Origin of the sequence: Photobacterium sanguinicancri (assembly GCF_002265265.1) — a bacterium.
GTDB classification, from domain to species: Bacteria; Pseudomonadota; Gammaproteobacteria; order Enterobacterales; family Vibrionaceae; genus Photobacterium; species Photobacterium sanguinicancri.
This window is the reverse complement of sequence record NZ_NOIF01000031.1, coordinates 13,829-37,016: the sequence shown is the minus strand read 5'-3', so window position 1 is coordinate 37,016 and position 23,188 is coordinate 13,829. Positions and strand designations below refer to the sequence as shown.

Annotated in this window: 20 protein-coding genes; 7 read left to right on the top strand and 13 right to left on the bottom strand. The window is 43.5% G+C overall.

From position 1 onward, the window contains the following. Positions 1 to 2 precede the first annotated feature (2 nt). Positions 3 to 1,634 carry a methyl-accepting chemotaxis protein gene (locus tag ASV53_RS07265; RefSeq protein ID WP_094956613.1) on the top strand — a complete coding sequence of 544 codons (1,632 nt, stop codon included), beginning with the start codon at positions 3 to 5 and terminating at the stop codon, positions 1,632 to 1,634. Between the two features lie 100 nt (positions 1,635 to 1,734). On the opposite strand, the gene ASV53_RS07260 is transcribed toward ASV53_RS07265, so the two are convergent. Further along, positions 1,735 to 4,278 (bottom strand): DNA internalization-related competence protein ComEC/Rec2, encoded by a 2,544-nt coding sequence (locus ASV53_RS07260; RefSeq protein WP_094956612.1) that lies wholly within the window; start codon positions 4,276 to 4,278, stop codon positions 1,735 to 1,737. 29 nt (positions 4,279 to 4,307) lie between these two features. Between ASV53_RS07260 and ASV53_RS07255 the strand changes: the two genes are divergently transcribed. Further along, positions 4,308 to 4,838, top strand: a complete 531-nt coding sequence (locus ASV53_RS07255) for a DUF2062 domain-containing protein (protein WP_062688701.1) — start codon at positions 4,308 to 4,310, stop codon at positions 4,836 to 4,838. A 299-nt stretch (positions 4,839 to 5,137) separates the two neighbouring features. On the opposite strand, the gene lolE is transcribed toward ASV53_RS07255, so the two are convergent. Genes lolE through lolC form a run of 3 tightly spaced genes read right to left on the bottom strand, consistent with a single transcriptional unit; the run spans position 5,138 to position 8,272 of the window. After that, positions 5,138 to 6,382, bottom strand: coding sequence for a lipoprotein-releasing ABC transporter permease subunit LolE (gene lolE / locus ASV53_RS07250; protein WP_094956611.1), 1,245 nt, complete (start codon positions 6,380 to 6,382; stop codon positions 5,138 to 5,140). Beyond that, a complete protein-coding gene (lolD, locus tag ASV53_RS07245; RefSeq protein ID WP_094956610.1) occupies positions 6,382 to 7,071 on the bottom strand; it encodes a lipoprotein-releasing ABC transporter ATP-binding protein LolD in 690 nt (229 codons plus the stop codon). The genes lolE and lolD overlap by 1 nt, the downstream gene beginning before the upstream one ends. Continuing rightward, positions 7,064 to 8,272 carry a lipoprotein-releasing ABC transporter permease subunit LolC gene (gene lolC, locus ASV53_RS07240; protein WP_094956609.1) on the bottom strand — a complete coding sequence of 403 codons (1,209 nt, stop codon included), beginning with the start codon at positions 8,270 to 8,272 and terminating at the stop codon, positions 7,064 to 7,066. Before lolC ends, lolD begins: the two co-directional genes overlap by 8 nt. A 199-nt stretch (positions 8,273 to 8,471) precedes the next feature. On the opposite strand from lolC, the gene ASV53_RS07235 reads away from it, so the two are divergent. The 5 genes from ASV53_RS07235 (at position 8,472) to bamJ (ending at position 14,731) form a co-directional block, all read left to right on the top strand. Continuing rightward, complete coding sequence (locus ASV53_RS07235) at positions 8,472 to 9,080, top strand: PilZ domain-containing protein (protein WP_094956608.1); 609 nt, start codon at positions 8,472 to 8,474, stop codon at positions 9,078 to 9,080. A gap of 10 nt (positions 9,081 to 9,090) precedes the next feature. Continuing rightward, positions 9,091 to 12,546, top strand: a complete 3,456-nt coding sequence (mfd, locus tag ASV53_RS07230; RefSeq protein WP_094956607.1) for a transcription-repair coupling factor — start codon at positions 9,091 to 9,093, stop codon at positions 12,544 to 12,546. 29 nt (positions 12,547 to 12,575) lie between these two features. After that, positions 12,576 to 13,418, top strand: coding sequence for a peptidoglycan binding protein CsiV (locus ASV53_RS07225; RefSeq protein ID WP_094956606.1), 843 nt, complete (start codon positions 12,576 to 12,578; stop codon positions 13,416 to 13,418). 55 nt (positions 13,419 to 13,473) lie between these two features. Beyond that, on the top strand, positions 13,474 to 14,043 hold the full coding sequence (locus ASV53_RS07220; RefSeq protein WP_062688690.1) for a GNAT family N-acetyltransferase: 570 nt from the start codon (positions 13,474 to 13,476) through the stop codon (positions 14,041 to 14,043). A 214-nt stretch (positions 14,044 to 14,257) separates the two neighbouring features. Next, positions 14,258 to 14,731, top strand: coding sequence for a BamJ family beta-barrel-assembly machinery protein (gene bamJ / locus ASV53_RS07215; RefSeq protein WP_094956605.1), 474 nt, complete (start codon positions 14,258 to 14,260; stop codon positions 14,729 to 14,731). 88 nt (positions 14,732 to 14,819) lie between these two features. Here bamJ and ASV53_RS07210 read toward each other — a convergent pair whose 3' ends face one another. From ASV53_RS07210 to ASV53_RS07170, 9 genes are all read right to left on the bottom strand, one after another. After that, a complete protein-coding gene (locus tag ASV53_RS07210) occupies positions 14,820 to 16,109 on the bottom strand; it encodes an NAD(P)/FAD-dependent oxidoreductase (RefSeq protein WP_062688686.1) in 1,290 nt (429 codons plus the stop codon). Positions 16,110 to 16,277: 168 nt separating this feature from the next. After that, positions 16,278 to 16,820, bottom strand: a complete 543-nt coding sequence (gene ycfP, locus ASV53_RS07205) for an alpha/beta hydrolase YcfP (RefSeq protein ID WP_094956604.1) — start codon at positions 16,818 to 16,820, stop codon at positions 16,278 to 16,280. 264 nt (positions 16,821 to 17,084) lie between these two features. Further along, positions 17,085 to 17,900, bottom strand: coding sequence for a DUF6279 family lipoprotein (locus ASV53_RS07200; RefSeq protein WP_239928745.1), 816 nt, complete (start codon positions 17,898 to 17,900; stop codon positions 17,085 to 17,087). 242 nt (positions 17,901 to 18,142) lie between these two features. Next, positions 18,143 to 18,982, bottom strand: coding sequence for a phosphotransferase (locus ASV53_RS07195; RefSeq protein ID WP_094956602.1), 840 nt, complete (start codon positions 18,980 to 18,982; stop codon positions 18,143 to 18,145). Positions 18,983 to 19,028: 46 nt separating this feature from the next. Further along, positions 19,029 to 19,877, bottom strand: a complete 849-nt coding sequence (locus ASV53_RS07190) for an alpha/beta hydrolase (RefSeq protein ID WP_094956601.1) — start codon at positions 19,875 to 19,877, stop codon at positions 19,029 to 19,031. A gap of 125 nt (positions 19,878 to 20,002) precedes the next feature. Continuing rightward, positions 20,003 to 20,599, bottom strand: coding sequence for a TetR/AcrR family transcriptional regulator (locus tag ASV53_RS07185; RefSeq protein ID WP_094956616.1), 597 nt, complete (start codon positions 20,597 to 20,599; stop codon positions 20,003 to 20,005). A gap of 126 nt (positions 20,600 to 20,725) precedes the next feature. Then, complete coding sequence (gene lpoB, locus ASV53_RS07180) at positions 20,726 to 21,319, bottom strand: penicillin-binding protein activator LpoB (RefSeq protein ID WP_062688678.1); 594 nt, start codon at positions 21,317 to 21,319, stop codon at positions 20,726 to 20,728. 24 nt (positions 21,320 to 21,343) lie between these two features. After that, positions 21,344 to 21,730 (bottom strand): YcfL family putative periplasmic lipoprotein, encoded by a 387-nt coding sequence (locus ASV53_RS07175; protein ID WP_062688677.1) that lies wholly within the window; start codon positions 21,728 to 21,730, stop codon positions 21,344 to 21,346. Then, complete coding sequence (locus ASV53_RS07170; protein WP_094956600.1) at positions 21,730 to 23,115, bottom strand: COG3014 family protein; 1,386 nt, start codon at positions 23,113 to 23,115, stop codon at positions 21,730 to 21,732. Before ASV53_RS07170 ends, ASV53_RS07175 begins: the two co-directional genes overlap by 1 nt. Between the last annotated feature and the right edge of the window lie 73 nt (positions 23,116 to 23,188).

Sequence of the window (23,188 nt, the reverse complement as noted above, 5' to 3'; positions counted from 1 at the left end):
CTATGAGAATATCCGATTTAAGTATTAGAAAAAAAATGTTTGCCGTTTTCGCTAGCATCTCTGCTGCGATTGTTTTCCTAATCTTTTTTATTGTTAACCAACTCGATCATGTGAATGATTCTCTGGTCGAGTTTGCCGAAACCACAGTACCCAGTGTTGTTTTAGTTAAAAACACACAAAATGAAGTAATAACACTGCGTAAAGATCAGTTCTCTCTTCTACCTAACATAGAGCACCCACAACTAATTAATTGGATTCAAGGTATTATCGACTCAGAAAAACGCATTAATGCTTACCTAGATGAGTATGAAAAAGGCCTGTGGGATGACAACGATAAACAAACCTTTGCACAAGTAAACCAAGCTTGGCAGCAGTACCTAAATCAATCGAAAGAGTATATTCCTGCATTAAAACGACGTGACCTCGATCAAGCCAATCAAATCGTTCTCTCTAGCTTAAGCAGCTTTCAAAAATTACAAACTGCTTTATCTGATCTTGAAGAACTGAACCAGTCTTATATGACCGCAGATAAAGCCACGAGTAACCAGATGGTAGAAGACACTCGCTTGTATGCATTTGCGGGTGTAATTTTACTACTCGGTTTCATGGTCGTAATGGGATCGCTGTTAAGCCGTCAAGTATGTAGTCCGCTTGAACTTGTGATGGAGTTAGCTCATAAGATTTCTTCTGGCGATTTAACGCACCGTATTGCACGAGACAAAATTGGCAATGACGAAATGGGGCAACTTGCAGATAGTTTTCAACAAATGCAGGATAAATTGTTGGCCCTAATAGAGCAAATTTCAAGCACAGCAACTCAACTAAGTGCGTCGATTGAAGAAGTTAGCGCTATTTCCGAGCAAACCTCACAAGGCATGAATGAGCAGCAAAACCAGCTTAACTTGATCGCTACGGCAATGAATCAAATGCAAGCAACGGTAAATGATGTCGCAAACAATACAGAAGAGGCCTCTCAGTCTGCCAACAATGCAACCTCAGATGCGGAAGAAGGACGAGTCGTGGTGCAATTAAGCATCGAAAACATTCAAAAGGCACAAAGTGTCATCCAACAAACAGGTGAAATGGTTGAACAGCTAGAACAAGATAGCTCTAACATTAGTATGGTTGTGGATGTCATCCAAAGCATTGCAGAGCAGACGAATTTACTTGCATTGAATGCAGCGATTGAAGCTGCGCGCGCAGGTGAGCAAGGACGTGGATTTGCAGTGGTTGCCGATGAGGTAAGAACCTTGGCTGGGCGAACTCAATCTTCAACGGAAGAGATCGTCTCAATTATCGATAAACTCCAGTCTCGTTCAAAAACGGCAGTACAGGGAACAAGCAATAGCTGTGAGTTAATCCTTCGCTGCGTAGAGCAAACAGAGCAGACAGGAAATACCATAGATCAAATTAGTGCTTCAATTAATGACATGGCAGCCATGAGCATTCAAATTGCAAGTGCTTGCAGTGAGCAAAGCTCTGTATCCGAAGAATTACAGCGTAATGTTGAACATATCAACCAATTCTCTGGTGAAGTTGCGGCAGGTTCATCCCAAACAGCTCAGGCCTGTATGCAACTTAGTCAACTGGCCGTTAATATGCAGGATGTAATTAGACAATTTAAGATTGTTTAGTCCATAACCTGAACATAGTAATAACGTTGAGGCTGTATTTTTACTCTCAATATCATTAAACGCCCACCTTCACGCTTGAAGGTGGGCGACTAACAACCAGCTACAAGGCAGAAAACACGTCTCGATACCATGTTTGCTGATAACTGGTTCTCGCCTCTTTATATTGAATGTCGCCATCTTGTATAACCACGGATACCTGACCAGACTCCGCAGTACTTAGCCACGGAATACCTCGAACTTGATATCGTTCTTTCACTGAAATAGCAGGTAATTGCCAAGGGTTGTAACGGCTAACAGACACTAACGCGAGTTTAGGCGTCATTCTATTTAGCCAAGTCACACTTGATGACGTACGACTTCCATGATGAGGGACAAAAAACACATCAGGTGATAGTTTTGGCTGCTCTCGGGCTATCAAAAGTTCAGATATGGCATCAATATCTCCTGTTAATAACACCTCGGTTTCTTGATGGCCCTCCCTACTCGCTAAAAGCTTATCACTTATCGTAATAACACAAGAATGTGGATTGGCCGCACGTTTAACCCGCTTCGGTGGCCAAATGACGGTGAATGTGAGTGATTGCCATTCCCATGTTTCACCTTTTATACAGGGTAAATACCCTAGACGATAATCACTGCTCCTTTTCCAGTTAGGCGCATACCGCACACTTAAATAACTTGCGCCACCTGCATGATCACTATCAGCGTGGCTTAGTATTAAGCCGTCGAGTGTGTAAATACCTTTATCTTTCAATACTGGTTCAACAACCGATACAGCAATACTGCCTTGTCGCCATCGGTTACCCGTGTCATACAAAACAGCACGTCCATTGCGGGTAATGAGTACAGATAAGCCATGCCCGACATCTAACATGTCAACATGCCACTGCCGATCAGTTGATGCACCTAATGATTGTTCTGCTCTGTTCTCTATTGTCGTTTCCATACGGGTAAATAAAAACTTCTGTATTATCGGGGCATATTGCTGCCACTGCCAACAGCAGAACCCCAATACGATACTAAAGTAGAGCGCGGGAAAATGATGAAAAGGTAACAGTCGTAAACCAACGACAAATACAGCAATAAGCACCACAACAGGTAGCCATAGCTGAGAAAATTCAAGCCACGCTCCGACTGAAAGCTGCCCGAGCCATACCACAGGCCATAGGCTCCAATCAGCTAACTGCCAGAATATAGTGGCTAAACTTGGAATTTTGATGACCAGCAAGGCAGCAAAAATTAAAGGAACAGTGAGCAGACTCACCAAGGGTAAGACAATAAAATTAATAACAGGGGCTAACGCGGAAAATCCCCCGAAAAAAGACCACTGCAAAGGCAACATTAATATCAGCAAATACAGCTGTAAAAACAGCAACTGTTTTGAGCGTTGATACATTAGCGAGAATGTGATGATTGCCGTGCTCATGAATAATGAAATTCGACGATTAGCTGAAGGATGAGGGCCGATACCAACACCTGAAGCAACATTTGAATCGTCTTCTTGTTGTTGGTTAGCACTGTTCTTTTGAGGCACTGATTGCTGGCTCGACCGTAAAACTAACAGCACAAACACAGCAAAAAACGAGAACCAAAAACCCATGGTATAACTAGCTAATGGATCTATTGCTAAGCACAGCGCAAATGTCAGTAATAAAATAAACCATGCAGGTGACACCACTAAGTATCTTATAAATAACATGACTAAACTGGCCATTAGCAACGCACGCTGTGTTGGGACACTAAACCCCGCTAACCATGCGTAACATAATGCTAAAAGCAAACCTATCCACATAGGAAGCCAAGTAAAATATGTTACCTCAGGGAGTATGCCCCGTAAGCGAAGCCCAACCCACCAACCAAGACCAACAGCCAAACCGATATGTAGACCAGAAATCGCCATTAAATGAGCAAGCCCACTATCACGTAGCCACAACCAATCGTCAGCGGTTAACGCATCTTTCACACCAAAGCTGAGCGCAAGCAATAATCCGTGCCTTGGCAAGGCAATCACTTGGTCAACGACAGTATCAAATAATAATTGCCGCACGGAAATTGAGCCTTGCTGATGTAAAAAACCTGACGTTGTAGGTGGTGCCGTAACAGGCAATATTTCGACAAGATTACCTCGGCCATGAAAGCCATGTCCAACGTACCATTTTTCGGCATCATACCCGGCCTGATTCACTCGACCATACGGTCGGCGCAGAACAACTTGTAACGTCAGCAACTCCCCTTGCTTCAGGGTATTTGCTTCATTCCAATAAATACGAACCTTCATTTCCCTAATGGATGTTTCCGACGGTACTTTCCATTTCTTGATAATGAAATCAAAGTTATCAGACGGAATATTCACATTTTGTATGCTATCAACTATGCCAACTATGGTAATATTCGCTCCCATCGGAGGGATCTGTATCACTGTATTGATATAATTATTGGTTGAAATATAGACAAACGAGCCACCAGCAAGGAGCCATATCAATACATTTGCCAAGGCATAGTGGCATAAATAGTAGCGTAAGAATAAAGCGACACCCCCACCAAGCAGGGTAATAATGAGCACATCTTGATCTGCTAGCACATAAGGCCAGTAGTGAAGAGACAATAATCCGATAGAAAAACCAATAGCTGCTTGGATAACCATTTTAGTTACTTGATTAGTATGAAATAAAGATGCCTAAACAACTTATTAAACGTTTCTTACCAAGCCATGACGTCATCAAGCGCCAAAAGGCTTTGAAAATTTTCGGCAACACCCTCTATAACCCGAACTTATGGTGCTTAAACCGCCGTTCTGCTTCGGGCGCCTTCGCTGTTGGCCTTTTTATGGCTTTTGTTCCCCTACCCAGCCAAATGATCATGGCTGCAGGTTTAGCTGTTTGTTTCGGCGTTAATTTACCGCTTTCTGTTGCCTTAGTATGGATAAGCAACCCTATTACCATGCCTGTGCTTTTTTATGGCGCATATAAGATTGGGGCATGGTTGATGCATACGCCACATCAAGCTTTCCACTTTGAACTGTCGTGGGATTTCTTACTGCATCAAATGAGCCAAATTGGACCGCCATTCTTACTTGGCTGTCTTATTTGCAGCGTAGCTTGTGGCCTTATTGGTTACTTCGGTATTCAAGGCCTATGGCGTTATTCAGTCGTAAGAAGCTGGAATAAACGCCGCTTTAGAAAACCGTTTAGCAAAGGGTTATAACGCCTAAAAAGTTATAACCATCAAAAAAACCTCGTTACCAATCAACTCAATGGGTAACGAGGTTTTTTAATATCAAAATTATGTCGAACAGGCTCTTAATACTAAATAAAGCTTATGTAGATGCGAGTAGCAACTAAGATAGTTTTACTAACAAATCACTGTATTTGCATCATTGTGTTATCGACCCATAACAATGTTCAGTGCTACAGCGAGTGCTACTACGACTAAGTACACTGAATAAAAAAAGCAGCCAGATTGGCTGCTTTCCCGTTATACCTAATCATCCGGTCGCTAAAAAATCATTTAGCACTCAGTACTTGCGCTGGGTGCAGTGCACTCGCACGACGAGCAGGGTACCAAGTCGCGAGTAAACTCAGAATAACCGCAGTAATCGTCACGAGGGCAACATCTTGCATTGCCAATTCTGTGGGTAAAAAGTCGACAAAGTAGATATCACCAGATAGAAACTGGTGACCGATGAGCTGCTCTACGCCTTTGATCAAAGACGTCAGATTCAATGCGACAAAGCACCCTATTGCCGAGCCAACCAAGCTGCCTAACACCCCAGAGAGTACGCCATGCCAAATGAAGATGGACTTAATTAAACCGTCGCTGGCACCCATGGTACGAAGAATTGCAATATCTGGTGATCGATCTTTTACTGACATCATCAGTGTCGACACAATGTTAAAACACGCCACACCAATCACTAACACCATGACTAAGTACATGATGGTACGAACCATCTGAATATCACGGTATAAATAGCCGTATTTTTGGGTCCAACTTTTCAGATACACATAGACAGGTAAGGTATAACCGACCTCACGTACAATAGGCATGGCTTCGAGTACATTATCAACTTGAAGTGAAACGCCAGTCACACCGTCACCCATCGCTAAATAGGACTGCGCATCCGCTAACGGTACCAAGGCTAAGTTATGGTCTATTTGACCACCCAATGCTAATAAACCCGATACTTGTAGGCGAACGCGATGCGGTGCTCGTAACTTCAACGCAGGATCTGGATTTGGAATCATCGCCGTGATCCAATCACCGACTTTAATACCCAGCTTATCCGCAACACCTTGTCCAAGGATCACTTGCTTACTGCCTGCTTTAAATCGCTGCCACGCACCATTTTGGATGAATTGCGGGATCGCGCTGACTTTCTCTTCTTGAGTAGGATCAACACCTCGTACTTCAACCGCCTTCAGGTTTGTGCCTTTTTCTAGCAACGCCGTAAACAGAATATACGGTGCCGCGCCCGTTACACGAGGGTGCTGTTCTGCTTTTTCAATCACAGGCTGCCAGTCGGTAAATGGAGGATTCACCGCTTGTAATTCACCATGAGGGATCACTGATAGTACGCGATTTTGTAATTCACGTTCAAAACCGTTCATTGCAGATAAACCAATAATGATCACTGCAACACCTATCGCAATCCCCAACGTAGACGACATCGAAATAAACGACACCATCTTATTTCGTTGTTTGGCACGGCTGAATCGGCTACCTATATACAGGGACAAAGGTCGAAACATTAGGCCACCTCAACCTGTACCAACTCACCATCTTGCATGTGCATACAGCGATCAAGTTTTGCCGCTAATTCTTTATCATGCGTCACGACTAAAAATGCTGTGCCAAAATCTTTATTCAAACGACGCATTAAATCGTAAATATCCAATGCCGTTTTATGGTCTAAATTACCTGTTGGCTCATCAGCTAAGACTAACGACGGCTTATTCACTAATGCACGAGCAATAGCCACACGCTGGCGTTCACCACCACTAAGCTCTGACGGACGGTGTTCTATCCGATGGCTTAAACCAACCATCGCCAACAGTTCTTCTGCTCGGGATTTGGCTTCATTAATGGCGACGCCACCAATAAGCAGAGGCATTGCCACATTTTCTAATGCACTAAAATCAGAGAGCAAATGGTGAAATTGATACACAAAACCAATCTCTTGGTTACGCAATTTCGCTTGTTTATTGGTACTCATTGCGCCAAGGTTGTTCCCGTTGAAAAAAACCTCGCCCGCTGTTGGTTCATCCAAAGCCCCTAGTAAATGCAACAACGTACTTTTACCTGAACCTGATGATCCAACAATACCGACAAGTTCACCGCTTTCAATACTAAAGCCAACACCTTTCAGTACCTCGGTTTCCATTTGAGCTTCGCGATAAACTTTACGCAAACCATGACAAACTAATAACGAATTACTCATAACGAAGTGCCTCAGCAGGACGAACAGTAGCTGCACGATAAGAAGGAAAAACAGTGGCTAATAGGCTTAATGCTATAGCACCTAAAATAACAAACAAAATTTGAAGCGGTGAAATAACAACAGGCAGTGAACCACCAACAGTAATCAACTGTACGCCAAATACCGTCATAACAGTATTGAGGTTAATAGCCAATAATACCCCGAGTAATCCACCCGCTAAGGCACCAATAACACCACTACTCGCCCCTTGAACAATGAACACCATCAAAACTTGAAAATTAGTCATACCCTGGGTTTTCAAAATGGCGACTTCGGCTTGTTTCTCCATCACCACCATGATCAACGCAGAAATAATATTAAACGCAGCAACACCAATAATTAGCCCTAACATCAAGCCCATCATGTTTTTTTCCATTTTAACAGCTTGGAAAAGTTCGCCACGTTGTTCACGCCAATCAGACCATGCCCAGCCATCTGGTAACGACATATTAGCCAGTTCAGTCACCGCAAACGGATCATCTAAGAATAAACGCCAGCCAGAAATTTCATCTCTTTTCAAACGTAACAACTTACCAGCGTCATGTATGTTCACCACGATCAGCTGTTTGTCTACATCAGATCCAGTATCAAACAAGCCAGATACAGTAAAGTTTCGCTGACTTGGAATACGTCCTAATGGTGTGTATTGGCTAGCACTGGTGACCATCAAGCGCACTTTATCACCCACCTGGACACCCAGTTGTACCGCCAATGCTTGGCCAAGCACCACACGATAGCTACCCGATGTAAGGTCAGAAAGGTTGCCCAATGTCATTTGTTGCGCGATAGGTTCAAGTTCAGATGGGTCAACCCCCATTAACATACCCGCAGATAATGACTGGGCACTTTGCAAAATAGCTTCACCACGAACAACTGGCGTAACTTGTGTGGTATGCGGTAATTCAGACAGCCATGCTGGCGCTTGGTCTGCTAACAAGGTGATATTTGCTGGTTCACTAATCACAGCTTGAGGCATGACCCCTAAAATACGCTGCTTGAGCTGTTGCTCAAAACCATTCATCACCGACAATACCGTCACTAAAGAAAGCACACCTATCGTGATACCTGCGGTCGACATATAAGAGACAAAGCGACTAAATCGGTCGCCAGAACGGCCACGCAAATAACGTAACCCTATAAAAAGTGAGACGGGATGAAACATAAACTCGCTCAAAAACCATCAATAAATAACTGCCTGCAAGCATAACCCTTGCCGTGAGTGATTACCAACCGCCTAAGTAAAAGTAATGAAAAAACAACAGCTAAATATAGACAAATAATGAGCAGTTAAACCGCTTCACTTGCTCGATTGGCAAAGGTGCGTGATAATCCTTAAATTGAATTAAAAAACAGAGTACCCGATGATTCAGGATGAATATTTTTCAGTCCATGCAGGGCTGACTATTAATGTAGAGCCACTTGACGAGAACACTGCATGCCCTGATGAAGAGGCCTTTCGTTTAGAAATTCCCCCGCTATTTCGTGTTGCTAGTGAATGCAGCGAACTAGAAGAAAGTACAGAGCGTCTATTGTCTAATTTTGGCAGCGACGATAGCAAAGCGTTAATTGGCTACCTTGGTGCTCAAAATACCAAGATCAATCTATTGCTCTCCTATGTTCTTTCCCAACAAGATGATCCGGCCATTCGTTTTACAACCCGAACTTTTGGTGCCAGCCGACTGAGCTTTCTTTCGCCAACACCGCTGGCCACTGGTTGTACTGTCCGCATGAAACTGTTTTTAACCGATCCACCAGCCGCTATCTATTGTTATGCCGACGTTATTGATTGCCAGCCATACAGCAATCAAACTGGCGATGCCAAAGGCAACAGCGGCGATAAAAACAACTACGAAGTGCACCTGTGCTATAGCCAGCTACTTGAAAACGATCGTGATTTATTAATCCGAGCGGCTTTGCATGTTCAACAAAAATTGCTGCGCGAACGCGCACAACAACGTTCAAATAGTTAATTAGAGCCCCATGAAAACAGAATCTATTCTTGCTATACCTCATCCACAGAAAGCGGGTGACAAACGATTCGTAGGCAACCTTTCTGGGGCGGCACTTGCCCTTTCTATTGCTGAGCTTGCCAATGAACATCAAGGCCCACTGCTGGTTGTTGTCGCTGATTCACAATCAGCATTACGTCTTCAACCTGAAGTAAGCCAATTTACCGCGCACGACGTTACCGTTTTCCCCGACTGGGAAACTTTACCGTATGATAATTTCTCACCGCACCAAGATATTATCTCTGACCGACTCGCTTGCTTATACAAGTTACCGACCCAAAGTTCTGGGGTATTACTCATCCCAGTCAGCACGCTGCTGCAACGCTTAACGCCACAATCGTTTTTACATCAGCATGCGCTATTAGTGAGTAACGGTGATCGGTTGTCGCTTGAGAAGCTCCGTATTCAACTTGAAGCGTCGGGTTATCGTCATGTTGATCAAGTGATGGAACACGGCGAGTATGCCAGCCGCGGTTCTCTTGTTGATTTATATCCTATGGGCAGTAACCACCCATACCGCATTGACTTTTTTGATGATGAAGTCGATTCAATTCGCCAGTTTGATCCTGAAAACCAGCGTTCAACCGGTGAAATCAACGAAATCCATTTATTACCTGCTCATGAGTTCCCTACCGATGAAATCGCAGTAGAAAACTTTCGTATGCGCTGGCGTGAACGTTTTGATGCACGCCGCGAACCAGAGTCTATCTACCAGCAAGTCAGCAAGCGGACATGGCCTGCGGGTATTGAATACTGGCAACCACTGTTCTTTGAGCAAACAGAAACGCTATTTGATTACCTACCACAAAGCAGTTTGTTAGTGACTGTGGGCGAGCTGGAATCACCTGTCGATCAGTTTTTAGCTGATGCGGCATACCGTTACGATCAACGTCGCGTCGATCCGCTGCGCCCATTGCTGCCACCAGCAGAATTATGGCTAGGCAAAGACGAAATGTTTGCTGGCTTTAAACCGTTACCACAAGTACGTCTTCGCCATGAAGCTGAATCGGATAAAGCAGGCCGATATAACCCAGCCCTAGAAGCTGTGCCTGAGTTAATGATTAACCAGCAGCTAAAAGAACCTTTCGCTGAATTACGCCGCTTTATTGAAGGGTTCAGCGGTAAAGTGATTTTTTCAGTTGCCTCTGAAGGCCGTCGAGAAGCCTTACTCGATTTGCTTGCGCGCATCAAACTTCGCCCAATGGTATGTCAAAACCTCACCGAAGCACTGCAAGCGCCAAGTGAATACACGCTGGTTATTGGTGCCGCTGAGAATGGTTTTATCTTGTCAGATGCCAATATCGCGTTCATTTGTGAAAGTGATTTATTGGGTGAGCGCGTTATCCAGCGCCGTCGACGTGAAGAAAAGAAAACTATAAATGCCGATACCCTTATCCGTAACCTGGCTGAATTAAAAATCGACCAACCCGTGGTGCACATCGATCACGGTATTGGCCGCTTTAAAGGGCTACAAACGCTTGAAGCCGGCGGATTAAAGACAGAATACGTTACCCTAGAATATCAAGGTGGCGCGAAGCTCTATGTGCCTGTCGCCTCTTTACATTTAATCGGTCGTTACTCAGGTGGCGCTGAAGATACAGCACCACTGCACAAATTAGGTGGTGAAGCCTGGACCAAAGCACGCAAACGTGCAGCAGAAAAAGTCCGAGATGTGGCTGCGGAATTACTTGATGTTTACGCTAAACGAGAGCTAAAACCTGGCCATAAATTTATCCTAAACCGCGAAGGTTATGCTGATTTCAGTGCGGGGTTCCCATTTGAAGAAACCCATGACCAAGCGCTTGCCATTAATGCCGTACTGTCTGACATGTGCCAAGCAAAAGCGATGGATCGCCTAGTCTGTGGTGACGTTGGTTTTGGTAAAACGGAAGTCGCAATGCGAGCCGCGTTTGTCTCTATCGATAACAACAAACAAGTCAGTGTCTTAGTGCCAACGACGCTGCTTGCCCAGCAACACTTTGAAAACTTCCGAGACCGTTTTGCAAACACCCCAGTGCGGGTTGAAGTACTTTCGCGTTTTAAAACGCCAAAAGAACAAAAGCAAATTATGGCAGACGTAGAGGCTGGCAAAGTTGATATCCTGATCGGCACTCATAAACTCCTAAATGCTTCAATTAAATATCATGACCTTGGTTTATTAGTCGTCGACGAAGAACACCGTTTTGGTGTTCGTCAAAAAGAGAAAATTAAGTCACTACGTGCCGATGTCGATATCTTAACCCTTACGGCAACGCCTATTCCGCGTACGCTGAATATGGCGATGAGTGGCATGCGTGATTTATCCATTATAGCTACCCCACCAGCACGTCGCCTCGCCATCAAAACATTCGTGCGTGAGCGTGATGATTTAGTGGTACGTGAGGCAATTCTACGTGAGATTATGCGTGGTGGTCAGACATACTTCCTGCATAACGAAGTAGACAGCATCGAAAAAACGGTCGAAGAACTGACCAAGCTCGTGCCAGAAGCGCGTATTACATTTGCTCACGGTCAGATGCCTGAGCGAGAGCTTGAACGTATCATGAGTGACTTCTATCACCAGCGTTTCAATGTATTAGTCTGTACGACCATTATTGAGACTGGTATTGATGTGCCGACCGCAAACACCATCATCATGAACCGCGCAGATAACCTTGGTTTGGCTCAGCTACACCAACTGCGTGGCCGTGTTGGTCGCTCGCACCACCAAGCTTATGCATATTTGCTAACGCCGCATCCTAAACGCATGACCAAAGATGCAGTCAAACGTTTAGAAGCGATTGCCTCATTAGAAGATCTTGGCGCTGGCTTTACCCTTGCAACCCACGATTTAGAAATTCGTGGTGCAGGTGAGCTATTGGGCGATGATCAAAGTGGTCAAATCCAATCTGTTGGCTTTACCCTCTTCATGGAAATGCTAGAACAGGCTGTTGATGCATTAAAAGAAGGCAAAGAACCATCGCTCGATGATTTGTTGAAACAACAAACTGAAGTGGAACTACGCATACCCGCTCTGATCCCTGACGATTTCATCGCAGATATCAATACTCGCCTATCGCTATACAAACGTATTGCGAGTGCGAATGATGAAAATGCGATCAATGAAATGAAAGTTGAGCTAATAGATCGCTTCGGCCTACTACCCGAAGCTACAACGAACCTGTTAGCATTAAACAAAATCAAACTGAAAGCTGCAGGTATTGGCATTAAGCGTATTGAAGCAGGTGAAAAAGGTGCGTATCTTGAATTCAATCCAGATGCCAGCATCAACCCAACCTTCCTTGTTGGCTTGTTACAATCACAGCCGCAGAAATACCGAATGGAAGGGCCAACGAAGCTGAAGTTAGCTATACCGCTAAATAATGCGAAAGACCGCGTCAAGTTTGTTGACGATGTCTTAACACAGTTTGCTGAAAACCGCTTATAATTGAATGCACTAACGTGCGGAGTATTACCTTGAAAAAGTTTATCTATTTACTGCTTTTAGTAGTAAGTTGGCCAAGTTTTGCAGCACGACAATTTGATATTGAAGTCATTTTGTTTAAGCGCAACATTAATCCAGAGCAAGTCAATGAATCATGGCCTGATGCCCAAAAGCCCATTGATTTACGTGGCACCATTGCTTTTAGTGATACCGAACATCTTGCAGCGAAAGGCGTACGCGTTTTACCACCAAGCCAATACCAATTAAATAATGAATACGCCAAGCTAAAAAACCATGCTGGATTCACGCCTCTTGCTCATATTGCATGGCGTCAGGGTGATAAAAGTAGAGGTGCTGCACCTCGTATTCACCTAACCGCAGGCAAAGATTTCTCAGACCGTTACTTTGAGGATGGTAGCTCACGCGACGCTGTGACAGCACAAGCCAATCAAGACTTCAGCACAACAACGCCAAGCGAAGAAGGTGGTATTGTCGTCACAACTGACAATGGTACAGCCAATACAGGCATCAATAACATTAACGAGTCTGCTATCAAAAACTCACTGTTTGAACTTGACGGCAAGTTACAAGTCTATGTTCAACACTACTTGTTCGTTGAAGCCGATTTAGACTTACGTGAACCAGGTCGTCGTGAAGTCATTGTAGGTACTGAACCGCTTGAAATTGATACATTAGGGAACGAAGGGAACGTGCAAGTTGGCCACCTTCAAGAAGTGAAAAAGCGGGTTGAAGTAGAAGAGTTCCTGAAAGACTTCCGCTTTAAGCAAACACGTCGAATGAAGAGCAGCGAAACCCACTACTTGGATCACCCACTAATGGGTATGATTATTCAAGTACGTCGTGTCGGTGCTTAATTTTTTGAAACCTCGCTTTAGCGAGGTTTTTTCTATTCAAACGTATTAAATACCAATGAATTTAGACTATATCTACAACACTCCACGTCTTACTCTACGCCCTTATAAAAGTGTCGATTTGCTTCCTCACTTAGAAGCGGTGCATGAATCGTTACCAGAACTAACGCCTTGGTTAGAATGGTGTGGTGATAGCTACAATCAGCACGATGCAAATGAGTGGATTATTACTAGTCGAGTAAATTGGCGCTCGGATGTGTGCTATGAGCTCGCAATTTTTGACCGATGTAGTGACACTTTTGTCGGCAGTATTTCACTCTACGATGTATTGGCTAACTCCAATTCGGCAAATGTCGGTTATTGGATCCGTTCAAGCCATCACCGAAAAGGCATTGCCTCTGAAGCGCTGTATGTCATCTGCCGCTTAGCCTTCATTACGCTCGGATTAACCCGTCTTGATATTGTCACCCACCCCGATAACATTGCGAGCCAACGTACCGCGTTAACTTTTGGTGCAAAATTTGAAGGCTTACTGCGTAACAAAATAATGATGTATGGTGATCCCATTGATGCCAACCTTTATTCCATCATTCCGAGTGATACAAAGCTGTTGGATGAAGCTTTCTAAAGCTGCCAATTATCTTGATTAACTACGCAGGATATTGTGCAGGAAAATCACTGAGAACTCGGCATTGATTGCAGCTAGCTATTTGTTCTACCTGAAAAATCTATAACGCAATTCTTAGTCATTTAAACCAGCAAGAATGTTTGGATAATTGATGGGATTGGTATAACTTAAACCACGTATTATAATTTCAACTCAAACACTTAAAGGACAGCCTGTGTTCAAGATTATCGTAACCATTGCCATTATTGGCTTCGTGATTTTTTTCATGTATCGCTCTCAAAGCAACAAAAAAGCAGCTACTGAAAATATCCAAGCAGGTGAAACCTTTCTGGCTGAGAACAAACAAAATGAGGGTGTGAATGTCACAGCTTCAGGTCTGCAATACCAAGTGCTTCAAGCAGGCACTGGCAGCGCTCATCCAAAAGCATCAGATAAAGTGACTGTGCACTACCATGGTACTTTATTAGATGGTTCTGTATTCGATAGTTCAGTAGATCGCGGTCAACCAATTGATTTTGGTCTAAACCAAGTAATCGCAGGTTGGACTGAAGGTGTACAGCTAATGGTAGAGGGCGAGAAAACCCGCTTCTTTATTCCTGCTAATCTTGCTTATGGCAACCGTGCAATTGGTAGCATTCCACCTGGTTCAGTGCTGATTTTTGATGTTGAGCTCATCAAAATCAACTAATCGCTTAACAATGCCCTAACACGCAGACGTAAAAAAACCGCCATTATCACATTGGCGGTTTTTTATTATCTGGTTTATTCAGGCTAACTTAGTGAAGTTTCAGGTTCGGACGAAGTACGCGGTTAATTCGCCCTACCAGCATCATCAACCCCGTCTTAATCACACCATGCAAAGCAACCTGATGCATGCGGTATAGTGAAATATACACAACACGTGCAATACGACCTTCAACCATCATCGAGCCTTTCGTTAGGTTACCCATCAGGCTACCTACCGTCGAGAAACGGCTTAAAGAAACAAGTGAGCCATGATCACTGTATACGTATGGTTTTTGCTCACGGTCAGTGATTTTCGCAACAATGTTAGAAAAACAACGACTTGCCATTTGGTGTGCCGCTTGTGCTCGAGGTGGTACAAAACTACCATCCGCTTGAACACAAGACGCTAAATCACCAATCGCGTAAATGTCATCATCACGCGTAGTTTGCAGTGTTGGTTTAACAACTAGTTGGTTAATGCGGTTAGTTTCAAGACCTGCGATGTCTTTCATGAAATCAGGCGCTTTAATACCAGCAGCCCAAACCATAATTTGTGCAGGAATGTGTTCACCGTCTTTCGTTGTTAGACCAGACTCATCGGCTTTCGTTACCATTGTAGCAGTGCGAACATTCACACCAAGCTTGGTTAGCTCACTGTGCGCTGCTGATGAAATACGTGGCGGTAAAGCAGGAAGAATACGCTCACCCGCTTCAACCAAATTCACGTTTAAGCGTGAGCTGTCTAGACCACCAAAACCATAGTTTTGCAGCTCTTTCACAGCATTGTGTAGCTCAGCAGAAAGTTCTACACCCGTCGCACCTGCACCAACAATTGCGATATCAACGGTTTTCTGCTCTTTATTAGCGTGAAGCTTCAAGAACTGATCGTTCATTTCTGTACGGAAACGGTGTGCTTGCTCTGGGCTATCAAGGAAAATACAGTTATCACGTACACCTTGAGTGTTGAAATCGTTAGACGTTGAGCCGATCGCCATAACAAGGATGTCATACGCAAGCTCACGCTCAGGCATTAACAATTCACCTTGTTTATTGTGTAATTCAGATAGCGTAATCGTTTTAGCTTCACGATTAATTTCTTGCAAACTACCCATTTGGAAATCGAAGTGATGATTTTTAGCATGGGCGCGATAGCTTAATGCATCCACACCTGCGTCCATCGAACCTGTTGCTACTTCGTGTAGAAGAGGCTTCCATAAATGACTTGCTTTACGATCAACAAGCGTGACTTCTGCACGACCTTTGCGACCTAATGTACGACCTAGTTTTGTAGCAAGCTCAAGCCCACCGGCACCACCGCCAACAACGATAATTCGCGTCACGATTACTTCCTCTTTGATTTATCGAATTCTTGTCTTGAATAGCTCGACTTAGTTCTGTGGCTGACAACAGTAAACACTAAGACAAACTGACCATGAAACCTCACGATTTCAGAGGGCAAATAGATAGAAGGACCGATTTATAATCAGTCCTTCAAAGGCGTAGGAGGCTTAGATTGTTTCTTTAAACGCTTTTATAGTTTGTAGATGCTGAGATAATTTTTGGAATTTATGAGTTTGTTTCTCATCCCAGATGATTTTGTAGTAATCACCTAGAGCATCACTTGTGTGACGATTATCTAATATTTCGTCTTGAGTTGAAAGTATGCATAAACAATTCCCTGCATTTTTTTCTCTAAATTCGGAAACACATTTAGTTGCTATGTCTAAATACTCTTCAGGTCGGTCAATTCTTCCTTCCATGTTAACTTCAGGATGTAAATTCGGGTTAAAAATGACCTGTTTAATACCGCATAAAAAACCAATCCTCTCAGACCAGAACCCACCCAAACCAACCCCACAAATAACAGGGTTTTTATCGCTCGATTCTTCAATCAGTTTGTGCACTTCTTTTAGTAGGTGCTGCATATCGTGTTTAGGATGGCGCGTACTGTAGTTAACAAACCGTACATCGGGATCGATAAACTGTAGTTGTAAAACCTTTTCGTGGTTACCTGGGCTTGTTGAATCAAAGCCATGCAGATAAATGATCATCCTTTTCTCCCTCGGTTTATATATCTTGCAAAATTAATCTAACACGTTTCTTGAGGTTTAAAAGTCTATTGTCGGAATTTGTATGCAAAACCGAGGAATACTCCACAGTTCTTTGCCCCTCCGCAAGCCATCATATTAGTAAGGTTAACACTACCTCATATGCTTTTCGCTACCCCAAAACAGGCGTTGTTGCGATGAAAAGGCGGCAAAGCATATCTTAATATTTAAACGTTTTGACCAATAGCATAGGTTATTTTCTCAGGGCTATTCATGAATAAGCTTTGCCATATCCTTACGCAGATCAGTCAACAACCCCTGTAAGTGTTCACGCTGGTTATCGCTCAGGCTATGATTAAGTCGGCGCATAACATCAAAACGGCGATTCAAATAGAAAATGAGTTCTTTTTCTACTTTAGGGTTTTCAAAGGCCAAAAGCTGGTGAACCGTTATCTTGAGTTGCTGTTGAAATTGCGTTGAACGCTGTTGAGACATCAAGGCTTTCCAATCTGTTAAAAAATGCTGTCTGACAGAAAAGAATGTGGGCTCCATCTCGACTTGATAGCCTGCAAGCTCTGTTAGTAGCCCTCTTTGCTTAGTGGTTAGCGAGCCTAACCAATCTTTCGCTTTTGCTTGAAGATCCAAACTTCGCTTTTTTATTTTTTGTTCAGTCGTGAGCTTCACACGCTCTTGCCGTACTTTCTCTATATCATCTTCAATTTTTTTATTAAATTGGTTTCGCTGGGAAGCATTAAGCGATCTCAACATAGCTGAAAATGTCGGAATAAAAATAGTCGCCGATTCTTGCCCCACCGCTGTAAATTTGAAGTGATAGCTTTTTATCTGCTGGAAAGTCAGTGGTTTTTCAAGATCCGCTTGAAGTTCTGAAATTAAACGGTGGATCTTAGGAAGCTCTTTTGCGCGATGTTGTTCAAGTGCCAAATCAAGATTAGTTTCAAACGCGCGTTCTTGCGCAGAGTTTAAGCTGACATAATCCGAAACATAATATGGGATCCAGAAATTAAGCGTATTGTAACCAAGACGAAGCACGCACCCTGTTGTAAAAAGGACAGCGAGAATCACACTTGCTCGTAGCAGGTAAGAACAGCAGAAGGTATACCGCCAAGATTTAGCAGTATCTGTATTATGAAACAATGATGATAAAAGCAATTTCAATACTAACCTCACTAATCCTTGGAGTCAGTCTATGTTTGTGACACTAAATTAATACGAATGTAATGCCTTTAACGATCAATATAGACCGTTACCACGAGTTGAAATTACATTCCTTGTAATTCCACTGAGCTAGATTGCTTATATTTCAATCAAAGCAATTGATTTAATAGACGCTTACCTTGATCACGATAATTCTGATCTTGCCAAACTTGCGCTCCGGCAAAATACCATAGCATTGCAAGATAATCGCACCAAGGTTGCCACGCAATTACAGCATTTTGCCAACACTCAATGTTGTGCTCATTACGTGCTCGACAATATGCATTCACCGCGGCTTCACGCTCATAATCATTGGCTTGAATTGTCATCGCCAGATCCAACGCGGGGTCACCTGCTGCCGAATACTCCCAATCAATTACTGCATCCGTCTGGTCTTCACAACGAATAACGTTGTAATAACCTAAATCAAAGTGACAGCAAGTCAGCGGAAAGGCATAAGGCTGCGCGGTTTGCTGAAAGCGATTAAAAACCGACTCAAGCTCAGCATGCTTGTCATCAGGCAATATTGCGCGCCAGTACAAAGCCGCTTTTTCGTGTACGTCTAAAGTGTGAACAGGCGCTACGCATTGATGAATACGTGCTTGAAGAGACATCATCGTATCAAGATCACATGGGGTGTGATGCACCTCGCCAGCGAGCCACTCAACAAGTAAGCCATCATCGACAAGTAATAATACATTGGGTGAAAATGGCTTTTCCTGTAGTTGAAGAAGTACTTGAGACTCATGCAAGCGCGAAACAGCAAACGCATCAGATGCCTTAGCAACAGGCCGCCATACGGCAGAAAATGAATCAAAGTCGACTCGCCAACAACGATTACTTAGCCCCCCCAGCAAAGGGGCTGCATTAATAATAGGCTGACCAATCTGATGTTCAATCATGGTTTTTATCGCCGTATTAAAAACCAATGTATCTACCTTTGTTGCCATTTTCTTAATTCTGCCTATTTAAATTTATACCCACTAAACCACGGCTTTAAGCACGCGCTAATAAATCAAAACCTTGACGTAATTGCTCACTTTTTAGGATTCGACCATGCCCTAACCCTTCAGTTGCAATCAAGGTAACATGAGACAATTCTCCTGCCAGCTCGGATTCTGAGAAGGATGCAAATTTATCAGCTTTATCATGCACAATAACCGTGCGAGCTTTCGTCAGCTGAAGACGCTGCAATGGATTAATACTTTCAAGTTCGTATTGATAACTCACCGCAATTTCATCAATCACTTCTTGGAAAAGCTTCATTGAAAAGCCTGATCGCTCAACCGTTGTCATAAGATTTTCAGCATAATTGAGTACAGGGGCAACCAATAACACAGGTTTACTCTCTAAGCATAGGTGTCGACTCTCAAGTACCATTGCGCCTCCCATACTATGCGCAACAATTCCAGCAATGGCATCTTGCTGTTCTAAAACACCATCTAAAGCAGCGACAAACCCAGGCAAATGCCCAAACTGACCTTCACTCTCACCATGAGCCGGGTTATCAAATGCCAATGCGGTATAGCCAGCCTGCGCAATATATTCCATCAATGGGAAAAATTGACTGGATGAGCCAGACCAACCATGGCCTAGCACCCACGTAGGACCACTTCCTAAGCGGTAAGTCATGATCTTACCCTCTGATGTCTCAATCGACTGGCGCACAAGCCCTTCTGGTTCAATGATGACTTTTTTAGACCGCACAGGCGTCAGCAATAGCTTTTTGGCAAATTGCTTTGCATGTGCAGGAGCAATACGATGATGCAAACGTGATGCAACATTAATGAACCCACGGCGTAAATTCACGCCACCAGTTTGCTTAAAGTAAATTTTGCTACTCATCCTAACCTTCTCCATCAAGCCTCGACGTTATATTGAAACCAAAAATAGAACGACCGTGCTTTTTATTATTAAAATTTAAGGCATAAACGCATAACATCACTGTGCTGCAATTTATACCCTGATAGTTATGGCTGTCGCCACTCGTTAAATAAACTGTCGATCCCAGTCCAAAAACGCTGATGATCATCGGTTTCTAATGCTAATGATTGAAATAAGTGGCTACTCAAATAGATACCATATAAACGGTAAACTTCTTGCCAGCTATCAATACTTGCACAAAACTCTCCACTCGCTTTCCCTTTCTCTAGTTGGTGTACCAAATAATCCAACCAACGACGCGTCATTCCTTGTAAAGCAGCCTGTAAAGCGCAATCAGCCTCACCAGCTTTATCTTTCCATGCATCGATAAACATACAACTACCTTGGAATGAACGATTCCAAGCAAGCCAATGTTTAAACAATAGACGTAGCTTGTGCTCAACATTCTCCGTCTGCGCTATTCGTGCAGGCTGGATAACACGCTCAACGAACAAGGTGCCGGTATACTCAATCACAGCCACCTGCAGGTTTTCTTTCGACTGAAAATGAGAAAATAAACCGCTTTTAGACATACCCACATCCGTCGCCAGCTTCCCTATGGTCAAGCTGTCTAACCCTGTAGTACTAGCTGCCTCAAAAGCTGTGGCTAGAATATGTTCTCGTGTTGCTTTCTTTTTGCTCATTATCGGTACGAGTGCTGCCTCTTTAATGCCTGACACCATTTTTAGCACGATCGTACTTTTTTGGCAAAAAAATAACGCCAACGAGCATTCATTGGCGTTATTTGTTGAATCAGTGACTAATTGGTATTACATGCCAAATAGCGACTTCGCTTCTTGCTTACGGATTTCAGTCTCGTCCGCCCACTCGATCAAACCTGTTTTAAGATCCATCAAGCGCATTGTCATTTTGTAATAAACGTCTTTGTCACTACCGTTTTGCTTAACGATGCTCGCTAGATTACCGTAAAGCATGTATTGCGCGCCAACCATTTGGCCGAACTGAATAGCAGTGCTTTGATTAACTAGCTCATCGTTATTTTGGAAGTTAAGTTGTTTACGAACCGCTTCAACACGCGTCATATCAACAAAACGGAACTTACCAGAATTTAATAGGCGCGTGCTGATAGAATCAGTTACAGATTCTGTATCAATGTGCTCACTGGTTTTGTTTTTAATACTATCAACCACTACGATCGGACGTTTGCCATTAGCCGTAATGTAAGCAACAGAACCAGAAGCAAGCATGCTATCTGTCATTTCTACTGCAATTTTCTGTAGATCCGTAGAACCAAATTCAATGGTTGTCGTTTCCGCTTCTTGAGCGTCACCGTAGCTAACTTTCTGAGCACAACCACCCAACAACATAGCTAAACTTAATACAGCGATTAGGCCTTTTTTCATCTTCTTACCTTTAAAAATAATCAATTAATAATTAGCGCGGCGAATATAAATTCGGTACTGCTTTGCGTTAGCACTAGTCGCTACCGCTTGGAGTGTCATCGAGTCTTTACCATGAATCACAAATTGGCGCCAAGGTGCATCGCTGCCCTCAAGCTCAAGGCCTTGTGCATCATACCAATAGATACGATATTGAAGTTGGAGGTCATTTTCAGATTGACTCGTTACAGGCACAGCTGCTTTCATCAATCCATTTACATTTGTGATCATGGCTTTTTCAATCGTTAGCTTACTCGCTAAGGATGAATTGCCAATCACCACATTTTGATTGCTGCTTTCAATGCTAATGCCTGATGTCCGTGGCGCACATGCCGACAGCATCAATGCAAATAACAAGACAGATAGTGCTTTCATTAATTTGCTCCTAGTAATACTGACCACCAGCTGACTTGATTGCCTTGGCGTGACACCCAAACCATGGTTGTGCGTCCTGCTTTCACTTCAACATCCAACTGTTGCCCATTCCAACTTAACGTCTGCGTTCCCGCTTTGACATCATCCTGATAAATATTGATAGCGGCTGGCAATGTTTGCCAACTGCGCGTATCGGGTTGCTCTGTCAGCGTATTAAAAATATTCGCTAATACATTGCCAACATCATCGCCATTTTTTGCAGCTGTACGTCTCACTTCATCTTTTGCCAGTACACGCAATGCTTGGCGAACCACTATTGCAGGTAAACCTTCAGACAAACTCTGTTGCGCCATGCTATTAACATTAGCAACTTGTTCACTATTCAATGAGTTATTGCCCAATTTAAGTGGCGATAATCTTGGTAAAGTCACATTGCGATAGTATGGCAATGCTAAATTATAGATAGCACCTTGACCACGGCTGTCACTCAGATAAAGCGGCAATCGCCAGTTATCGCGAGCAGCAACGACACCTTGCTCATCAAAGATAACCACTCTGCCTTCGTTTTTCGCTGGCTTTTGATACTTACCATAACGCGCTTCGAGTGTTTGTAAATCATCACGCATTTGTAGTCGTGTTGCCAAACGCAGTACTGTTTGTGCGACATATATATTATTAGGAGCAACCGCTAATGCGCGCTTGAAGTCGATATAAGCGCCATTCAAATCGCCATCCGCTTCGTACAACACCCCTGATAAGAAAAACAGATAGCCATTTTGTACTGCACTTAGCGTTGTACCCGCATCAGGGTAACGTGCCAGTACCGCGCCAATATTGTCACTAATGCCTTTTTTCTTTACCGCCTTTTCAGCACTAGCAAGTTCTTTCTCTCGGATTTTACGTGCCGCTTCTTGCACCATATTCGCACGACGCACTTCAACTAATGCGCCCTCGAGTTTATGCTGCTGTACGTAATTAAGCGCAAGATAAAGATGTAAAAAGCCCAACTCGTAATCGGTCGGTTGATAGGTGATCATATTATCGTTAGTTAGTATCGCACCAGCTTGATTAAAGCCTTCAGACACTTGGATAATCGCTTTACTCTGTTGCTCTTTCACAGCGATATCAGCGCCCTGAAAAGCAGAAAAACTGGAAGGATATTGTTGAGCAATAAAGCGTGTTCGTCCCTGCTCCATACCATCAAGAATGGGGCCTGCAGGTGCTGTTGGCAATGATTTAATTGCGGATTCGTATCGCCCTTGCTCTAAAGCCGTATGTGTAGGGGCCATCGCTGCACTGTAATGACTAAACAATCCCTGAGCAGATAAATTAGCACAGGCCGCTAATGTCAAAGATAACAATACCGTTGCGGCTTTTTTCAGCATGAAATTTATAGCCTTTCATCCATTGAGCTGGTTAATCACCAACAAACAGTCAATAACGAGGAGTGAACCATGC